General features: G+C 64.7%; 14 protein-coding genes. 7 read left to right on the plus strand and 7 right to left on the minus strand.

What is annotated here, in order from left to right:
• Positions 1-126 precede the first annotated feature (126 nt).
• From Q0964_RS01580 to Q0964_RS01610, 7 genes are all read right to left on the minus strand, one after another.
• Positions 127-816 (minus strand): CDP-alcohol phosphatidyltransferase family protein, encoded by a 690-nt coding sequence (locus Q0964_RS01580; RefSeq protein WP_299262747.1) that lies wholly within the window; start codon positions 814-816, stop codon positions 127-129.
• 101 nt (positions 817-917) lie between these two features.
• On the minus strand, positions 918-1,490 hold the full coding sequence (locus Q0964_RS01585) for a GNAT family N-acetyltransferase (RefSeq protein WP_299262749.1): 573 nt from the start codon (positions 1,488-1,490) through the stop codon (positions 918-920).
• A gap of 77 nt (positions 1,491-1,567) precedes the next feature.
• Positions 1,568-3,262, minus strand: a complete 1,695-nt coding sequence (locus Q0964_RS01590; protein WP_299262751.1) for a thiamine pyrophosphate-binding protein — start codon at positions 3,260-3,262, stop codon at positions 1,568-1,570.
• A 408-nt stretch (positions 3,263-3,670) separates the two neighbouring features.
• Positions 3,671-6,049, minus strand: a complete 2,379-nt coding sequence (locus tag Q0964_RS01595) for a TRAP transporter permease (RefSeq protein ID WP_299262752.1) — start codon at positions 6,047-6,049, stop codon at positions 3,671-3,673.
• A 43-nt stretch (positions 6,050-6,092) separates the two neighbouring features.
• On the minus strand, positions 6,093-7,154 hold the full coding sequence (locus Q0964_RS01600; RefSeq protein ID WP_299262753.1) for a TAXI family TRAP transporter solute-binding subunit: 1,062 nt from the start codon (positions 7,152-7,154) through the stop codon (positions 6,093-6,095).
• Positions 7,155-7,358: 204 nt separating this feature from the next.
• The gene (locus Q0964_RS01605) at positions 7,359-8,360 is read right to left on the minus strand and encodes a TIGR04024 family LLM class F420-dependent oxidoreductase (protein ID WP_299262754.1); all 1,002 of its coding nucleotides are present in this window, start codon (positions 8,358-8,360) and stop codon (positions 7,359-7,361) included.
• A gap of 101 nt (positions 8,361-8,461) precedes the next feature.
• Positions 8,462-9,235, minus strand: a complete 774-nt coding sequence (locus tag Q0964_RS01610) for an SDR family NAD(P)-dependent oxidoreductase (protein ID WP_299262755.1) — start codon at positions 9,233-9,235, stop codon at positions 8,462-8,464.
• Positions 9,236-9,452: 217 nt separating this feature from the next.
• Here Q0964_RS01610 and Q0964_RS01615 point away from each other — a divergent pair, with 217 nt between their 5' ends.
• The 7 genes from Q0964_RS01615 (at position 9,453) to Q0964_RS01645 (ending at position 17,636) form a co-directional block, all read left to right on the plus strand.
• Entirely contained in the window at positions 9,453-10,958 is a 1,506-nt protein-coding gene (locus Q0964_RS01615; protein ID WP_299262756.1) for a COG1361 family protein, read from the plus strand.
• Positions 10,959-11,002: 44 nt separating this feature from the next.
• A complete protein-coding gene (locus tag Q0964_RS01620; RefSeq protein WP_349254418.1) occupies positions 11,003-11,737 on the plus strand; it encodes an ABC transporter ATP-binding protein in 735 nt (244 codons plus the stop codon).
• The gene (locus Q0964_RS01625; protein WP_299262757.1) at positions 11,734-12,915 is read left to right on the plus strand and encodes an ABC transporter permease; all 1,182 of its coding nucleotides are present in this window, start codon (positions 11,734-11,736) and stop codon (positions 12,913-12,915) included. The genes Q0964_RS01620 and Q0964_RS01625 overlap by 4 nt, the downstream gene beginning before the upstream one ends.
• 25 nt (positions 12,916-12,940) lie before the next feature.
• Positions 12,941-14,107: an ABC transporter permease gene (locus tag Q0964_RS01630; RefSeq protein ID WP_299262758.1), complete on the plus strand. Its 1,167-nt coding sequence runs from the start codon at positions 12,941-12,943 to the stop codon at positions 14,105-14,107.
• 77 nt (positions 14,108-14,184) lie between these two features.
• A complete protein-coding gene (locus Q0964_RS01635) occupies positions 14,185-15,762 on the plus strand; it encodes a class I adenylate-forming enzyme family protein (RefSeq protein WP_299262759.1) in 1,578 nt (525 codons plus the stop codon).
• 162 nt (positions 15,763-15,924) lie between these two features.
• Entirely contained in the window at positions 15,925-16,914 is a 990-nt protein-coding gene (locus Q0964_RS01640; protein ID WP_299262760.1) for an MBL fold metallo-hydrolase, read from the plus strand.
• Positions 16,911-17,636 (plus strand): HAD family hydrolase, encoded by a 726-nt coding sequence (locus Q0964_RS01645; protein WP_299262761.1) that lies wholly within the window; start codon positions 16,911-16,913, stop codon positions 17,634-17,636. The genes Q0964_RS01640 and Q0964_RS01645 overlap by 4 nt, the downstream gene beginning before the upstream one ends.
• Positions 17,637-17,710 lie beyond the last annotated feature (74 nt).

Genomic DNA, 17,710 nt, shown 5'->3' on the forward strand with positions numbered 1-17,710 from the left:
TCGGTGACGACTATCACGTCGAGACCCGCGTCCGAGGCCGCGGTGAGCGGGTCCGGGACGGAAGCGGTCGCGTCGAACGACCCCGTAGAGTGGACGTGCGGGTCGATACTGACCGTTCGCATGCGCTCAGAGACCGAACTCCAGAACAATCGCGACCCCGACCACCACGAGCGCGAGTAGGCCCGCGACGGTGTGGCTGCCGACGGTCTTGTAGCTCCGGTAGTTCGAGACCATCAGCGGTGCGGCGAGCAGGATGGTCACGGCGGCCAGCCAACCGGTCCACCGGGTGACGGTGGCGAGAACGTAGTTGACGACCACCAGTACGTTGACGTGGACGACGGTGATACCCCGATAGTAACTCGTCCCGTCCTCGGCGCCCAGCCCCTGGCTGGCGAAACGCACCAACCGGAGGAGGCCGAACGCGAGGACGGCGAAACCAACGACGACGCTGAGAAAGACGTGTGGCGCCATGACGACGTGATAGATAGCGACGGCCGGAATCAGATACGTGAACACGTCGATGAACGCGTCGATGTGCCGGCCCATCGCCGTCGGTTCGGCGTACTCCCTCGCGTAGAACCCGTCGAGTTTGTCGAAGCCGAACCCAACCAGCATGGCGAGCAGCGCCCAGTTCGGCTCACCGGTCAACACCAGCAGCGTCGCCGTCCAGCCGAAAAACAGCGCCACGAGACTGATGTAGTCGGCGACCCCGAGGCTGAGCAGCATGTGCTCTTCGTCCTCCGGTGGTTTCCGCCGGTCGACCTCTCGTCTGACGTTTCGTACTGCGGTCCGGACGTGAGTTTTGACGTCGGTCATGGACCACTTCCCGTACGTGAGTCGAACTGCCAAGGAACGTATAAATCTGACTGTGAGACATATATAGACGCCAGAGTATCTATACGAGTGTCCGTTCGGCTCTACAGCATCGTCGTCTGCCGTCGCTCGAACCCGAACAGGTCGTAGTAGCTAACGCGTTTTTCAGGTTCGAACCCGTTCGCGGCAAAGACACGTTTCGACGGGACGTTGTCGACCGCGACGAGAGCGGTCACGCGGTCTGCTCCCCGTCTCGCCGCCTCACGGAGTGCCCGGCCGACCAGCGCAGTGGCGATGCCTCGATCCCGGGAGTCGGGGTCGACGAACACCCGCCAGACGTACGCGCCGTCGAACAGGTGTTCGGAGTTCAGTGCCTCGACGTAGACCGGGCGATTGTGACTCAGAAAGAGATACCCCACGAGGTCACCCTCGACGTGGCCGGTGACGACCCGGTCGGTGGGTGCCGGTTCGACGAACGCGTCGGCTTCGGAGCGGTCGAGTTCCCCAGCGCGGCGGCAGTCGATGTCGACTCTATCGAGCAGTTCGGGGTCCGGCGCGGTCGACAGGTCACGGACGTACTGGTCGAGTTTGGCGAACCTGATCCCGAGGTTGTTCAACTGGTCGTACAGACGTCGACTGTACTCGTGTCGGGTCAGCCGTACCAGCGGGTTCTGCACGTGCGAGGGGTACTCGGTGCCCGGAAAAAAATAGTTATCGACCGGACACCCGGTCCCGGACCGGCAGTCGACGCAGCTCAGTCGTGGACGAGGACGTCGAGCACGTCCGTTCCCTCACGTTCGAGCGCCGCTGCGACGGCAGCTTCGATCTCGTCGGGCGTCTCGACGCGTTGGCCTCGCGCCCCGTGGCTCTCTGCGTTCTTGACGAGGTCGACCGGCGGCTCGAAGTCCATCCCGACGTAGTCGTAGTCCTCGTCTGTGCCGCCGAACATGGAGATGGTGTTGTCTTTCAGGATGCGGTAGTTGCGGTTGTCCGGAATGACCACTGTGAGGTCGAGGTCGTGGCGGACCGCGGTGTATATCGACTGTGGGTAGTACAGGTACGAGCCGTCGCCGATGTAGCCCACCACGTCGCGAGGGTCCTCGGTCATCGACTCGGCCACCGCCGCTCCCACGGCGGCCGGAAGGCCGTAGCCGAGTCCGCCACCCTTGTTCGAGATCATCTGTTCGGCCTCCATCTCCCAGCGGATCAGGAGTGGGTACTTCGAGGTCACGCCCTCGTCAACGACGTAGGCGTCCGGTGCGCTCGCCTCGAGCGCGTCCACGAGTTCGGCTTTGGAGGCACGTGTCTCGCCTTCTGGGGTCTCGTCCTCGCTCATCGACTGGATCGTACTGGAGAGGGCCTGTTTCGTCGTCTCGACGCTATCGATCCGGCGCTGCCGTTCCTCGTCGTCGAGCCGGTCCTCGAGGCGGTCGGCCAACTGTTCCATCACCAGACCAGGGTCGCCGACGACGGCGGCCTGTGTCGAGTGGTTCTTTCCGACCTCGTACGCGTCGTCGGAGATAGAGATACAGGTGGTGTCGGTGTCGACCAGCGCGTTCTCGTGGTTCAGCAGGGTCGTATGGGTGGACGTGCCGACGAACACGAGCGTGTCGGTGTCCATGAGCATGCTCGCGATTCCCTCGTTCGGCGGGATGTGTGAGACCCACTGTGGGTGCTCGCCGGGAAAGTTCACCTCACAGGCGAGGATTTCGGCGTGGACCCGCGCCCCGGCGGCCTCGGCGAAGTCGACGGCCGCGTCCACGGCATCGGCCCCCGAGCGGGCGACGTGATCGCCCAGTATCAGAACGGGGTCGTCGGCCTCGGCGAGCAGGTCGGCCGCTCGTTCGACCTGGCCGGCGTCGCCCGGACCGGCGTTCGGAATCGGACCCAGCGGCTCGATAGCGTCCGGGTCGGTCTCGGACAGCATCACGTCCTGCGGGAGGCCGAGGAACACCGGCCCCGTCGGCGGGGTGAGGGCGACACGGAACGCCCGCCGGAGCATCGTCGGCAGCGCCGTCACGTCCAGCACCTCGTCGGACCACTTGGTGAACTGGTCGACCATCGCCTCCAGGTCGCCGTAGAGGAGGGGCTCCTCGTGACGGAAGTCCCGTTCGTGATTGCCGGCGGTGATGACCAGCGGCGTGCCCGCGAACTGTGCGGCGTAGGTGTTTCCGACACCGTGGGCCAGGCCGGGCGTGATATGAAGGTTGACTACGCCCGCGGGCATCACACTCTGGTCGTGATGGGCGTGATACCGGCGCGTGCTGGCGTAGCCCGATGCCATCCCGACCGCGATGTCTTCGTGGAGGCCCAGCACGTATTCGAGGTCGCTTCGGCTGATCGCGTCCAGTATCGCCAACTCCGTCGTGCCGGGGTTGCCGAAGACGTGTTCGACGCCGTACTGCTCCAGCGCGTCGACGAACAGATCCGAACCGGTATACTCTGGCATAGAGATACTGTCTCTCCGGCGGGCACCCGTAAAATAGTTAACCTCCAGGATTCAGCTGCTGCCAACGGCTTCCAGCAGCCCAAGGAAAAACTGTGACTTCGAGTTCGGCCGAGTGGCTGTGGCCTATCCGCTGCCGGCGAGTCGGTCCAGGAAGCCGCCACGGCTGTCCCCGTCACCGTTCTTCACTGGGGCACAGGTCCTCTCAGTCACGGTCTCGTCGTCGCGGGTGACGACCTCGAAACAAACGGTCTCATCGGGTTCGGACAGGGCAGCCCGCCACGGCCCGCTGCAACTGTCCGATGCGACTGTGGTCCCGCGAACGACCGGGACCCCGACACAGGTCGCGTCGGTGGCGGTCCGGTGCTTCTCGACCGCCGTAGTGCCGATAGGTTCGAAAAAACGCCGCCGTCAGCGGTCCCGCGCTCTGGGGGCGGGCGTGACAGCGGTCGGCAGTCGGTCGAGTTGTGTGAGCAGTAGTCCCGCCAGCGCGACGGTGGCCCCGGTGAGCTGGAGCAGCATCGTCGGGCCGCTCCCGACGTACACGTTCAGTGCCGGCGCGTACATCGCGGGCAGGGCGAGCAGGAGGTAGACCGCGCGGTGTGGGAGGCCGAGGACGTGTCGACCGTCGAAGCCGATTGTGACTGCGGTGAGTGCGATGACGCCGACGAACACGCAGAACGCCGACACGGGCGTCCCGGTCAGCGACCAGTTGACGAGGCTGTCGTTTACCACCAGCGCGAACGGAATCAGGAAGCCGGCCGCGCCGATTCGCAGCGCCTGTTTGGCCGAGATCATGAATCCGCTGTTTGCGATTCGGGAGCCGACCGCGACGCCGACCGCGACCGGCGGCGTGATCGCCGACAGCATCGCGAAGTAAAACACGAACAGGTGGGCCGTAATCCTCGTGACGCCAAGTTGCACCAGCGGACTCACGAGCAGCGTCGCCACGAGGATGTACGCCGCGGGCGTCGGCATCCCGAGGCCAAAGAGGATGCTGGTGATCATCGCCAGGATGAGGACGACCAGCAGCACACCGCCACCGAGCGCGACCATCCGGACGCTGATCTCGGCGGTCAGCCCGGTCTGGGTGAGCATGCTGATGATGACCCCCATCGCGGCGAGGACGCCCACCAGCGGGGCCATGTCCATCGCGCCGCGACGGAAGCCCTTGAGCGTGGTGTAGACGGTCTCGACGAGCGTGTACGCCGTCCGTTCGACAGCGGTTCCGACGGCGACGCCCGAGGCGGCCCCGTCGGCGGACTCACTGGGGTCGGCGAGACCGCCGAGGTTGCGGGCCAACGCCGCGATGGGATTGCCCAGCACCATCGTCCCGATCATCGTCAGGGACGTGTACAGGCCCGCGGCCATCGGGGAGAGTTGCATGACGACCAGCGTGTAGACGAGCACGGCCATCGGGATGGCGAAGTGCGCGCCGTCGAAGAAGCGGTTGACGGAGCCGGCGAAGTCCTCAACCGCGCTGGTACCGTCCCGCCCCTGCATGGCGACGGCCTTGAGCAGGCGGGCGACGAGGAGCGCGACGATGGCGGCCGCGGCCGACTGAGAGAGACCGAGACCGCCGACGAATCTGGCCGCGTAGAACGTGCCCACGACGAGCAGCGCGTACGCTGTCTTCAGCACCGATCCACGGCTGAACGCCTGTGCCCAGATGCCGGGTCCGTCCGTGTTCTCGGTCGTCCAGCCGTACCGCAGGATCGCAAACTGGACTGCGATGCCGACCGAGAAATAAAACAACAGCGCCGGGATGATGGCGGCCTGGATGACACGGACGTAAGCGACGCCCAGAATGTCGGCCATCAGGAACGCGGCGACACCCATGACGGGAGGCATGATCTGGCCGCCCGAGGAGGCGACGCTCTCGATGGCGGCCGCGTAGTCCTTCCGGACGCCCTGGTCTTTCATCATCGGGATAGTGAACGAGCCGGTGGTCGCGGCGTTGGCCGCGGCGCTCCCGGTAATCGACCCCATCGCCATGCTGGAGAGGACGGCGACGTGGACGACGCCGCTCCGTAAGTTCTCACCGAGTTTCTGCCCGAGACCCAGGATGACGTCGAGCGCGCCGAACTCGCGGGCGAGTCCGGCGAACATAATGAAGATGGCGACCCACGTCGCGCCGATCTCCATGATGAAGCCGAACGCGCCGGTGAGTCGGACCGCGCCGTAGGTGGCGATGCCTTCGAGCGAGAACCCAGGGTGCTGGAGGAAGCCGGGCAACAGGTTTCCGAAGAACGCGTACAACACGGAGCCGACGGCGACGAGCGCGATTGACCAGCCGTAGGCCCGCCGGGTGGCGTCGATCGTCAGGACGACGATCGCGAGTCCGACGTACAGGTCTAGCGGCTGGAATCCCGAAATGAGGGCTGGACCGTCCAGACGCGCGTAGTTCGTGAAGACGTGGTAACTCGCCGCGGTGGCGACCAGCGCGAGGGCGGCGCAGAGTATCCCATCGGCGACCCTGACGAGCCGGTAGGGACGGTCGGACAACCAGCGTGTCATCTTCGTCGCAGTGCTTCGGTCGGTCGAACTTTCGGCAACCGCGAGCGCCCGCGAAAGGTAGTACAGCGCCAGTCCGGCGCCAAAAAAGCCGATGGCGAACTTCGCACGGACGAGGGGACGCTCCCAGGCGAAGTACAGCGTCGCGGCGGTCAGGCCGGCGCCGAGGAGTGTGATAACCGTGAGCAGTAGTTGTTCGACGATTCCCCGCTCGCGGAAGGCATCGAGGTCATCGCGCGGCGACCAACTGCCGGTTTCGGATGTGGTATCGGTCATCGTGAATGTAGAGAGCGGTTACAGCAGCGTCGGGTCTCGGTCGTTACTGTTCGCCGATTTCGTAGTCGTCGTTCCAGACGCCCTGCTCCTTGTAGAAGTCGGCAGCGGCGGGATGGAACGGCAGGGTGTCGTAACCGTTCTCCATCCAGAACGACCCTTCTTCCATCGTCGAGAGCAGGGCGTTCTCGTCGCCGAGGCCGTCGCGCTGGTTCCACAGCGTCTCCAGGAACGTGTAGAGCGTATCGTAGTCGAAGTCGTCCCGGGTGACGAAGTTGTACGCCAGCGCCGGCGTGTCGAGCGTGTCGGGCGCGTAGGCGTACCCGTCGAACTGGTCCGTGTCGACTGCGGTCATGACGACCGAGGGGTCTTCTTCGAGTTCGGACGTGACGTTCTCCGGGAACTGAAGCAGGCGGAGGTCGGTTGTGCTTTTCATCTGCTGGAGCCAACTGGGCTCGACGGCGAGGTTGACGAAGGTTCCGGCCCCGGCGTCGAGGCGACCCTCGCTCATCGCGCTGCCCTGCTCGCCGTAGCCGATACTGATGCGCTCGTACTCCTCCGTGGAGAAACTCAGTGCGTACTCGAGCATCTCCGCGGTTCCCGAGCCACTGGGCGTCGGCGAGACTCGGTCGCCCGAGCCGATGTCTTCGATACTCGTCCAGCCGTCGTTGGACGAACAGAGGAACCACGCCAGGTCGTACAGGTGAAACGCCTGATACGGGGTGTAATCGAGGTCCCCGAACGGGTCCTCGCTGTTTGCGATCTTGCTCGCCGTCCAGTTCTGTATGTAGACGATGTCGGACTGGTCCTGGCTGAGTCGGCCGATGTTGGCGTTGGTCCCCTCGCTAGGCTGGGCCTGTACGCTCACCGTATCGTCGTTCTGGCTCACGACGTTGGCGAGGACCGTACTCATCGTGTAGGCCGACGTGTCCTGGGTCGAGGTCGTCATGACCATCTCGCCGTCGGCACCTGGTGCCTCACTGCTGGCACTGCCCTCGTCACCGAAACAGCCGGCGAGACCGGCCGCACCGACGAGCCCTGCTGTGCCGAGCGAACGCTTCATGAACGACCGCCTGTCGACGCTGTCTCGTACCGAGCTTCCACGCATAGCAACCCAATTAACATTTACTGTACTTATAGCCTTTCATAATAGAAGTGTAAAATTGAACTCTGTCTGTGTTAACGTTGTTCCGTGTTAAACAGCCTCTACCAGTGGATAATTCACCGATACGGTGTTTGGAATCAATAACGGAAGGGGTAGTCGATGGCTTCGTGCCCGTGACGGTCCGCTTGACCGGAGACGCCGTTCGTATCAACTCTCCGGTGCGAGTGTTTCAATGGTTCGCTGGATGTCCGCCTGCTCGGCCGCGCGGGGGAAAGAGACGGACGCGGAGGTCACGCCGTCGATGGCCTCGAACTCGTCGATACGGTCGCGACACTCCGCTGGCGTCCCGGCGACGGCGAGTTCGTCGAGCAGGTCTTCCGGGAACTCCGCGACGATTCGTTCGCGGTCGCCGTCGTCCCAGTTGTCGTGAATCTCGTTGGCCAAGTCCTCGTAGCCCTGGCGGGCCAGCGCGTCCCGGTAGAACGTGCCCATACCGCCGATGTAGAAGCAGAGGTGGGATTTGACGAGCTCCCGTGCACGTTCGCGGTCCTCGTCGACACAGCAGGTCAGCGAGACCGTGACTTCCTGGTCGGTCCGGTTTTGATCACCCAGGTCGGCACCGTGGTCGAAATCGTTCAGTCGGTCCCGGAGGCCGTTTTTCGTGAGCATCAGGGCGTGCCAGCCGTCGGCGAAGCGGCCAGCGAGTTCGACGGACTTGGGGCCCATTCCGGCGGCGTCGATCTGCGGCGTCTCGGCGGGTGGGTCACAGCGCAGACGGAACCCGTCGAGGTCGTAGTACTCGCCGTCGTAGCTGACCCGCTCGCCCGAGAGGACCTGCTTGACCACATCGACGGTCTCGCGGGTGTATTTCAGCGGATTGTCGAACTCTTTGCCGTGCCAATTCTCGATGACGATGGGGCCGGAGGGGCCGAGGCCGAGCCGGAAGCGGCCGTCCGAGACCTCCTGTAGGGTGGCGGCGGTCTGGCCGATGAGCGTGGCCGACCGGGAGTAAATCGGCATGATCGACGTGCCGATACCGATTTCGTCGGTTCCGTGGGCGATGCTCGTGAGTGTGGTCACCGCGTCCCGGCCCCACGTCTCGGGGAGCCACGCGCGGTCGTATCCCAGGCTTTCTGCGGTCTGTGCCTGTTCGACGAGCGTGTCCACGCTGGGCTGTGCCGCGACCGGCAGGAATACGTCACGCACCATACCGTTTCACCGGCCGGGGTGGGCAAATAAGTTGCCGCCGCGCCCGTCGGACCGGCACCGGGGACGACTCTCGTCGCCCCGAAAAAGCAATTGAGGGTCGGTTAGAGGTCCGGGTCTTCCATGATGTCCGGGACGCCCTTGGCCGTGATCGTCTGCCCCGTAATATACGAGGAGGCGTCGCTGGCCAGGAACTGCGTGATGTCGGCGATCTCCGCGCTGAGACCGATCCGGCGGTCGGTGTCGGACCGGTCGATCTCGTCCGCGGTGACCCCCATCTGGCTCTCGACGCCGGGTGTGGCGACGAAACCGGGTGCGATGCAGTTGACGCGGACACCGTCGTCGGACCACTCGAAAGAGAGTGTCTTTGTCAGGTTGACCACGGCGGCCTTTGCAGCGGCGTAGTGGCTCATGAACGGGGCACCGTCCTGCCCGGCGACGCTGGCGAAATTGACGATGGTCCCCCCGTCGCCTTCGCGCATGACTTCGCCCGCGGCCTGTGTGCAGTGATAGGTCCCGTGGAGGTTGATGTCCACGATGGTCTTCCAGCCGTTCTCGCTGATGCCCTCGAAGTTGGCCATGAAGGAGGCCCCGGCGTTGTTGACGAGGATGTCTACGCCGCCGAACTCCTCGACGGTCGCCTCGACCAGCGCGTCGACCGCGTCGCGCTCGGTCACGTCACACTCGATTGCGAGACACTCGCCGCCGTCCGCGGCGTTGATACCCTCGGCCACCGCGTCGACTTTCTCTTGCTCGCGCGAGCAGATGACCACGTCGGCACCGTCGTCTGCGAACCGCTCTGCGATGGACTGGCCAATCCCCTGCGACGCACCCGTGACGATGGCCGTCTGTCCCTCAACTGCGAACTGCTTCCTCATCGGCCTGCCTCCGTTTCAGTTACCATTGTTAATCAACAATTCCGGGTTCAAGCTCAGTGTTAATAAATCTGCAGATACGGATGGCGTCACGGTTCGGCCGGTCACTGACAGTGTTTCTGTCTGTGAAGTCGAGAAAAAAGCTTCTAATGTAAAGCTACGACATAGCGGGATGTGAAACAATGGTCCCCGGCTACAGTTCCACTCGGAGGTCGCAGATATGAGACCCAGCGTAGAACGACCGCTGTCGGCGGTGGCAGTGACGCTGCTCGCGGTGTTGCTGGTCGCGTCTGCGGCTGGGTCATCGCTCGCAGTCGCGACGGCGACGAACAGCACTCAGTCGTCCGGCCCCCAGATTTCGCTCAGTGACGTGCGAGTCACGCCCTCACAGCCAGCGCCCGGAGATCTGACCGAGATCAGCGCCGAGATCTCGAACGCGGCGGCCAGTTCCGAGAGCGCCGAGATCCGGACGGTCCGACTGGAGAGTCGTAACGAGTTCAAACGGTACGGACAGATACAGTCTCTCGGGACGGTGACTCCCGGGGGGTCGGTGAATGCGCCGCTGACGGCGACGTTCGAGGAAGCCGGGGTCAAGAAACTCCAGTTGGCCGTGGTCGTGGAGACGGACGACGAGGAGCTGATTCGGTTCAACTACCCGGTGACCGTCGTCGTTTCGGAGAGCGGTCCGAAGATGAGCGTCGACGTGGCGGGGTCGGTCGGCAACAACCGCGAAATCGCGGTCAACGTCTCGAACGGTCAGCGCGAAGCCATCCGGAACCTCGACCTCACAGTCGACGGGCAGAACGTGCAGATCACCGATTCCGAGCGCCTCGACGCGAGACTCGAGTCCGGAACCAAGCGGACGTTTACCTTCACCGGGTCGGTTCAGGACGGTGAGACGGGCACTGCCACCGCGACTCTGGAGTACACGAACGCGATGGGACAGACCCTGGAACTCAAACGGACGGCTCGACTCGGCGTCGAAGCCGGTTCGGCGGCCCTCGACGGGCCGCAACTGGCTCTCTCGGTGGCCGACGGACTGCCCGATACGACCCGACCGGTGAACGTCACCGTGGCAAACGGACTCGACGGCGAGTTGAGCCAGGTCGAACTGTCCGTCGACTCCCCGGTCGCGACGTTCACCGCCACCGAGCGGGTCACCTCGGGGCTCCAGGCCGGCGAGACGACCGACTTCCGATTTCCGGCCCGCGTGGCCGAGAGCGGGTCCTACCCGGTGACGGTGACACTCAATTACACCGACGACGGCACCCGTAAGCAGGTTACGGACCGGTTCCAGGCTGCGTTCGAGGCACCGCCGAACCCCGGCGCCGTCGAACTCACCGGTGTCGAAGCAATCACACAGGGCGGGACGGTCGAGATTACCGCCACCGCGAGCAACGTCGGCTCGGACGAGGTGGAGTCGATTATCGTCTCGACAGCCGAAAGCGAGACCGTCGGCCGCGAGAAGTACTTCGTCGGGTCGGTCGACGCGAGCGACTTCTCCTCGTTCACCATCACGCCACCGGTCACGGGGAACGTCTCGACGGTCCCGATCGAAGTGAGCTACGTGGTCGACGGCGTTCGCCGCAACTATACGACCGAGATTCCGGTCACACAGAGCGCGACGCCGGACCGCCCGCCTCAGCAGGGCGGCCTTCCCATCGTGCCCATCCTCGTGGTCGTGGCTCTGATCGCGGCAGGCGTAATCTACCGCCGGCGGGGGTGATCGCTGTGGCACCTGCACCGGGAGACGACGGTGTCACCGCCGACGTGACCGGCGGGACCGTCCCGACGGACGAGATTATCCGCGGGACCGACGTGGTCAAAGAGTACGAGACGGGCGGACAGACGGTCCGGGCGCTGAAAGGCGTCGACTTCGGCATCGCGCCCGCCGACTTCGTCGCGGTCGTCGGTCCTTCTGGGAGCGGGAAATCGACGCTGTTGAATCTGCTCGGCCTGCTGGACGTGGCGACGAGTGGCGACGTGCGCCTACGCGGCGAGGACGTGTCGACGTTCACCGATCGGGAGCAGACCCGCAAACGAAAGGAGACCATCGGATTCGTCTTCCAGAGTTTCTACCTGATCCCGACGCTCACGGCGCTGGAAAACGTCGAGATGCCACGGATGCTCGACCGAACGCCCACGCAGACCCGCGAGCGGGCGACACAACTGCTCGAACGCGTCGGGTTGGGTGACCGGCTCGACCACTACCCCGACGAGTTGTCGGGTGGACAGAAACAGCGTGTCGCCATCGCGCGGTCGTTGATAAACGACCCGGATATTCTGCTGGCCGACGAGCCGACTGGAAACCTCGACCGGGACACCGGCGACCGGATTCTCGAACTGTTCGACGAACTACGCACCGACGAGAACGTCGCCGTCGTCACCGTGACCCACGACGACTACGTGGCCGAGGCCGCCGACCGCGTCGTGACTCTCATCGACGGCCGGGTTCGGGAGACCGAAGACCGCCGAGCGAACTTCGAGGAGGGTCCCGATACGTGAACCCGATCCGCTGGCTCGTCGGCCGGTTTCCGACGCTGGCGCTGGCTCGACGAAACCTCTCGCGTGCGACTCTCCGCTCGGCACTCGCCGTCACGGCCGTCGTCATCGGTGTCGTGGCCATCGGTGCGATCGGCATGGGCGGCGAGGCGTTCAAGCAGGACCAGCTCGAAGCCTACGAGGGGTTCGGCGGGACGGCGACCGTCGAGCCCGCCTCGTACATCGAGGAGGGCAATCTCACCAACACCGAACTCTCGGACGGTGACGTCGACCGCATCAGACAGGCCGCTGGTAGCGCGACGGTGTTGTCCGTCCACGAGCCGACCGACGCGCTCGTTCAGACCCAGTCCGGGACGCTCCTGTTCCGGGCACAGATAAATGGACTCGCGAACCCAGGCGAGTTTTACGAGACACGGAACGGAACGATTCCGGACAACTGGCGACAGACGGTCGTGATCGGCTCGCGGATCGCCGACCAGAACGATCTCGAACCGGGTGACAGGCTTCGGGTGAACGTCAGCGACGAGTTCGACAGGAACTTCGAAATCGCGGCGGTCCTGCGACCGCAGGGGTTCAGCGCCCCGCTGGGTGCCGACCGGACGGTGTTCGTCCCGACCTCGCAGTTCGAGAGCGGCGGCTACGAGCAGGTCATCGTCCGTGTCGACACGAGAACAGGGTCTATCGATGGCGCATCACAGGCCATCGAACAGGAGTTCAACGCCCGCGAGCAGGTCGTCAGAGTCGAGCAGGTCCAGGAGCAACGCGAGCAGTTCACCGAGTTTTTCAGCACGGTCAACCAGTTCCTGATCGGCGTCGGTGCGATTTCGCTGCTCGTGGCCGCGGTCACCATCGCTAACACGATGCTGATGTCGGCCATCGAGCGCGAGAGCGAAATCGGTGTACTCCGTGCATACGGCTACCCGAAGCGGGCAGTGGTCAGCCTCCTCGTCGCCGAGTCTACGATTCTCGGCGTGGTCGGTGCAGTCGTCGGCGCGCCCATCGCGGTGGGAATCGGTATGGCGGTGAATCAGCTACTGCTCGGCGACCCGCTGGCGTTTACCGCCGTGGGGATTCAGTACGTCGGACTCGGGGTCGCCTTCGGCGTCGTGACCGCGCTGGTCGCGGGTCTGTACCCGGCGTGGAAGGCGGCCAACAAACGGCCCGTGGAGGCGTTGGACTGATGTCGGACGGTATGGAGGGACGACGATGAGCTGGCTCCGGGCGATCACGGGTCGGTTCCCGTCGATAGTCATCGCCCGCCGGAACGTCTCCCGAGCGCGCACGCGGTCGTTACTAGCGGCAGCGGCGATCATGATCGGGGTCGTCGCCATCGGGGCCATCGGGGCCGGCGGCGCCGCGTTCAAGCAGAGCCAACTCGACCGGGTTCAGGAGCAGGGTGCGACGAACGTCTACGTCTCGCCAGGCCTCGACAGGGAGGAGCGACATTTCGACCGGACCGACCTGATGCAGATCGACGAGACGGTGGGTGGGGCCACCATCGTCGCCACGGAGTCGCGCTCGATGGAGTACCGGATCCGATTTGAACAGCAGCGCGACGTCTCGGCGACGTACCTCGACGATCCACGCAGGCTCTACGAGGTCGCGGCCGGGGAGATTCCGAAGAACTGGCGGCGCAGCGCGGTCGTCTCCAACGAGTTCGCGCTGCGGCACGGTATCGAACCCGGTGACCGGATTATGCTCGCGCCGGAGCCCGACGAGGGGGAGGACGCGGTGTTCAGCCCGTATCGCGTGACGGCCGTGCTGGCCGAGACGCAGGCGTTCGGGGCCGACGAGGTGTACCTGCCCATCGAAGCGACCGGGGACCGGCAGTACAGTCAGGTCCGCATCACGACCCAGTCGGTCGGTGAAGCCGAGGCCGCCGCCAGGGCGTTGCGCGAGGAGTTCAACGGCCGGAAAGACACGCTGATTGTCTTCGAGCTTACGTCGCTCGTTCGCCTGTTCAAATCCATCGTCAACGGAATCAACGTCTTCCTGGCAGGCCTCGGGTCGCTGTCGCTACTGGTCGCCGGCGTCTCGATCGCCAACACGATGTTGATGTCGGTGACCAAACGGCGCGAGGAGATCGGCGTCCTCCGCGCGGTCGGGTACTCGAAGGCCGACATTCTGCGGATTCTGCTGGTGGAAGCCGCACTGCTTGGGGCCATCGGCGCTGGAATCGGCATCGTACTGGCCCTGCTGGTCGTGCTAGCTGCGAACGCCATCTTCCTCGGAGACCCTCTCGCGTTCACCTCCGAGTCGCTCCTCTATCTGGTCGGCGCGGTCGTGTTCGGAATCGGGACCAGCCTCGTCGCGGGCGCGTACCCGGCCTGGCGGGCCGCCAACGAACGCCCCGTCGAAGCTCTCCGGGGCTGATTCACGGTCCCCGTCACTATCAGATTCCGTAAACGAACGACGGTAGTTATTAATAATGTTGAATGGTATCAGATGGCATGGACCTGCGGAATCTTGGAGACGACCCCCTGGAGGGGAACGCGGCCGAACTGCACGACCGGACGGCGGCGGTAGACGGCGCGCTCACCGCTATCGAGGCGGACGGCGAGTCGATGACGCACGTCGAGTTGCGTGACCGGTCGGCAGCTTTCGCCGGCGGCCTCCACGACCTCGGCGTGGAGCCCGGCGACCGAATCGTCCTCTACCTGCCAAACGGGCCGACCTACGTCGTGGCGTCGCTTGGGGGACTGAAGGCTGGAGCGCCCGTCTCGTTCATGAATCCCCAGTACAAACCCCGGGAGATGGTCCACCAGCTCGAGGACACCGACGCCGAAGCCATCGTCACACACTGGTGGCTCCGTGGTACCGTCGACGACGCGCTCGAAGAGACCGCGGTCGACCCGGTAGTCATCACCGCGGGTGACCGGGAGCAGGTGCCCGACGACGACCATCACGTCGACGACGTGTCGGGCGACCCGACACACGTCGAGCGCGACAGCGACGAGGTGGCGCTCCAGCCCTACACCAGCGGGACGACGGGTCAGCCAAAAGGCGTCCAGTTGACACACCGGAACGTCCGTGCACAGGGCGTCGACATGCTGGTCGACGACGACGAGAACGCCCCGCTGACGCCGGCGGAGCTCAAGAGCCTGATCTGGTTGCCGATGTACCACATCACGGGGTTCATTCACTGCGGCTGGCAGCCGCTGCTGTACGGCGGGTCGCTCCACCTCCGGAGCGCGATGCGGTGGGACGCTGCGGACGCCATGGCGACCATCGAAGCACTCGACATTAGCCACTTCGTGGGCGTCACGACGATGTACGTCGACATGGTCAACGACGAGACCTTCGGCGACCACGACCTGTCGAGTCTGGAAGTCGCCGCCGAGGGGGGCGCGAAGATGGCTGTCGCCGTCCAGCGGGAGTTCGAGGAGACCGCCAGCGTCGACATCACCGAAGGGTACGGCCTGACGGAAACCTGTGGCGCGACCCACACGGAGAATCAAACCGCCTTCGGCCACCGAGAGGGGACCGTCGGTCAGCCTCTCCAGATGACCGACTCGAAGATCGTCGACGCCGAGGGCGAGGAGGTGATGCCCGGCGAGGAGGGGGAACTCCTCGTGCGCGGCCCACAGGTCATGCCCGGCTACCACGACCTCCCCGAGGCGACCGAGTCGGCGTTCACCGAACACGGATTCTTCAGGACCGGCGACGTTGCCCGTCGCGACCCGGACAACTACTACGAGATCGTCGATCGAAAAAAACACGTCATCGTCACCGCCGGCTACAACGTCTACCCCAGCGAGGTCGAGGAACTGCTCACGGAGCACGACGCCCTCGCAGAGGCCGCAGTCGTCGGAATCGACGACGAGCGGAGAAACGAAATTCCCGTGGCGCACGTCGTCCCTCGCCCCGAAATCGAACCCGGCAACGACGTGACCGCCGACGAGGTCAAGCAGTTCGCACTCGACGAACTGGCCGAGTACAAGCACCCACGCCACGTCGAGTTCGTCGACAGCCTCCCTCGGACGACCAGCGGGAAAATCCAAAAATACAAACTCCGAGACGACCACTAGTGCTATACTGTCGATTGTAAACGAGCGTTCGGTCGAGAACGGCCCGGATGTTAAATAAACTGCCCCATATATCAGGTTCCGTTATCATTTTGGCCGCAATTAGCTTCCATTGTTGTGTTCTAGGACAACGCTTATCAGTCGGAAGGCTCTCGTATTCGGAAAATGAACGACCGAGGAGAGCAGATGCAGGGGTCGAAGACGGTACATCGGCTGGAGTGTAACGTGGACTGGCCGCCGGGGAACGTCGCCGCGTACTTCGTCGACTGCGCCGAGCCGATTCTGTTCGACGCCGGGATGGCGGGCGAGACGGCCCGGGAGGAACTGACCGACGACCTCGCGCCACACGGCCACGAGTTCGCGGACATCGAACACCTGGTCGTCACCCACCCACACACCGACCACATCGGACAGGTGCAGGCGGTCGTCGACGCCGCCGACCCCGAATTGTACGCGCCCGCGTCGGTCCGGGGCCGGTTCGAGCGTGACCCGAAGAGCCTGGAGACGACGGTTCGAACGAACGCGCAGGCCGCCGGTGTCCAGGGTGAGTATCTCGACGACGCAGTCGAGATGTCTGTCGAGTCATTGGAACGAGACAGCAGCCTCCTGCCTAGCGAGGCCGTCGACCACTGGCTCGGTCGTGGCGAGACCATCGACGTGGGCCCACTTACCATCGAGACGGTTCACACGCCCGGCCACCAGGCCGATCACCTCTGTTATTTGGCCGACCTGGGCGACGAGCGCGTCCTCTTTTCGGGCGACATGGCGCTTGGCACGTTCCGGCCCGTGGCGATGCACACCGGCTTCGACGAGGGCTACGAGGACGCTATCGGCGCGTTCTACACCGCCCTCGACCGTCTCGCGGAGCGAGACGTGGACCGCGTGTTCACCGGCCACGATGCACCCCACACGGCGTTCGCGGACCGGGTCGAACACGACCGTGAAAGTTTAAACCGATTGCTCGGCCGCACCCGGGAGGCACTGGAGACCGGCAGCGGTTCGACGGCCGTCGACATCGCCTTCCAGCGCTCGGGCGACCGCAACATGGAGTACCTGGTCATCGAAACCGCCAGCGCGCTAGCCCACCTTGACGGCGAGGGGGTTCTGACGAGCGAGACGGACGAGCACGGCGTCCGTCGGTACGAGGTCGTATGACAGAGTACGACGCCGTCTTCCTCGACATTGGTGGGGTCGTCGTCTCGCTCCCCTCGGTCCGTCAGGGCTACGTGGACTTTCTCGAGGAGTTCGCCGCCGAGCGTGGCATCGACCCCGGTCCCGCACTGGAGACGTGGCGGGAACGACTGGGCGAGCACTTCGACTCCGCCGACGGAACCGAATACGTGTCCGCGGCCGACGGGTATCACAAAGCGTTCCAAGCCGTCGTGGACGGCGACCTCGGTCGAGAGGCGTGGAAACCTGGGTTCGAGACTGCCACGAAAGCCGCCATGGAAGTGGAACCGAACATCGTCGAAACCATCCGGGCGCTCGACGAGGCCGGCCTGTACCTCGGGGTCATCTCGGACATCGACACGCGCGAGGCCCACCGGATACTCGACCGGTTCGGCATCGACGACGCCTTCGACGGCCTGACCACCTCCGAGGCAGTCGGCTACAAGAAACCGGACCAGCGCATGTTCGAGGACGCCCTCGATACGTCCAGGATCGACCCCGCAGCGGGGCTGATGGTCGGCGACCGCTACGACCACGACATGCAGGGCGGCACAGAGGCCGGACTCGACACCGTCGCCTACAACGGCACCGCGTTCGAGCGCGCCGAGGAACTCGAACGGGACGGCTACCGGGTCGTCGGCGACGACGCTATCGATTACGCCGTCGAGGACCACCGGGCACTGCTGGAGATTGTCGGCGCCGAGTGATTTCAGTGGCACGCACGAGCGGCCCGCTATCCCCGTTTTTCGCCCGGGCCGTCGCGTTATCTGATAAATCCCCC

Source organism: Halorientalis sp. (genome assembly GCF_028275115.1).
Classification (GTDB): domain Archaea; phylum Halobacteriota; class Halobacteria; order Halobacteriales; family Haloarculaceae; genus Halorientalis.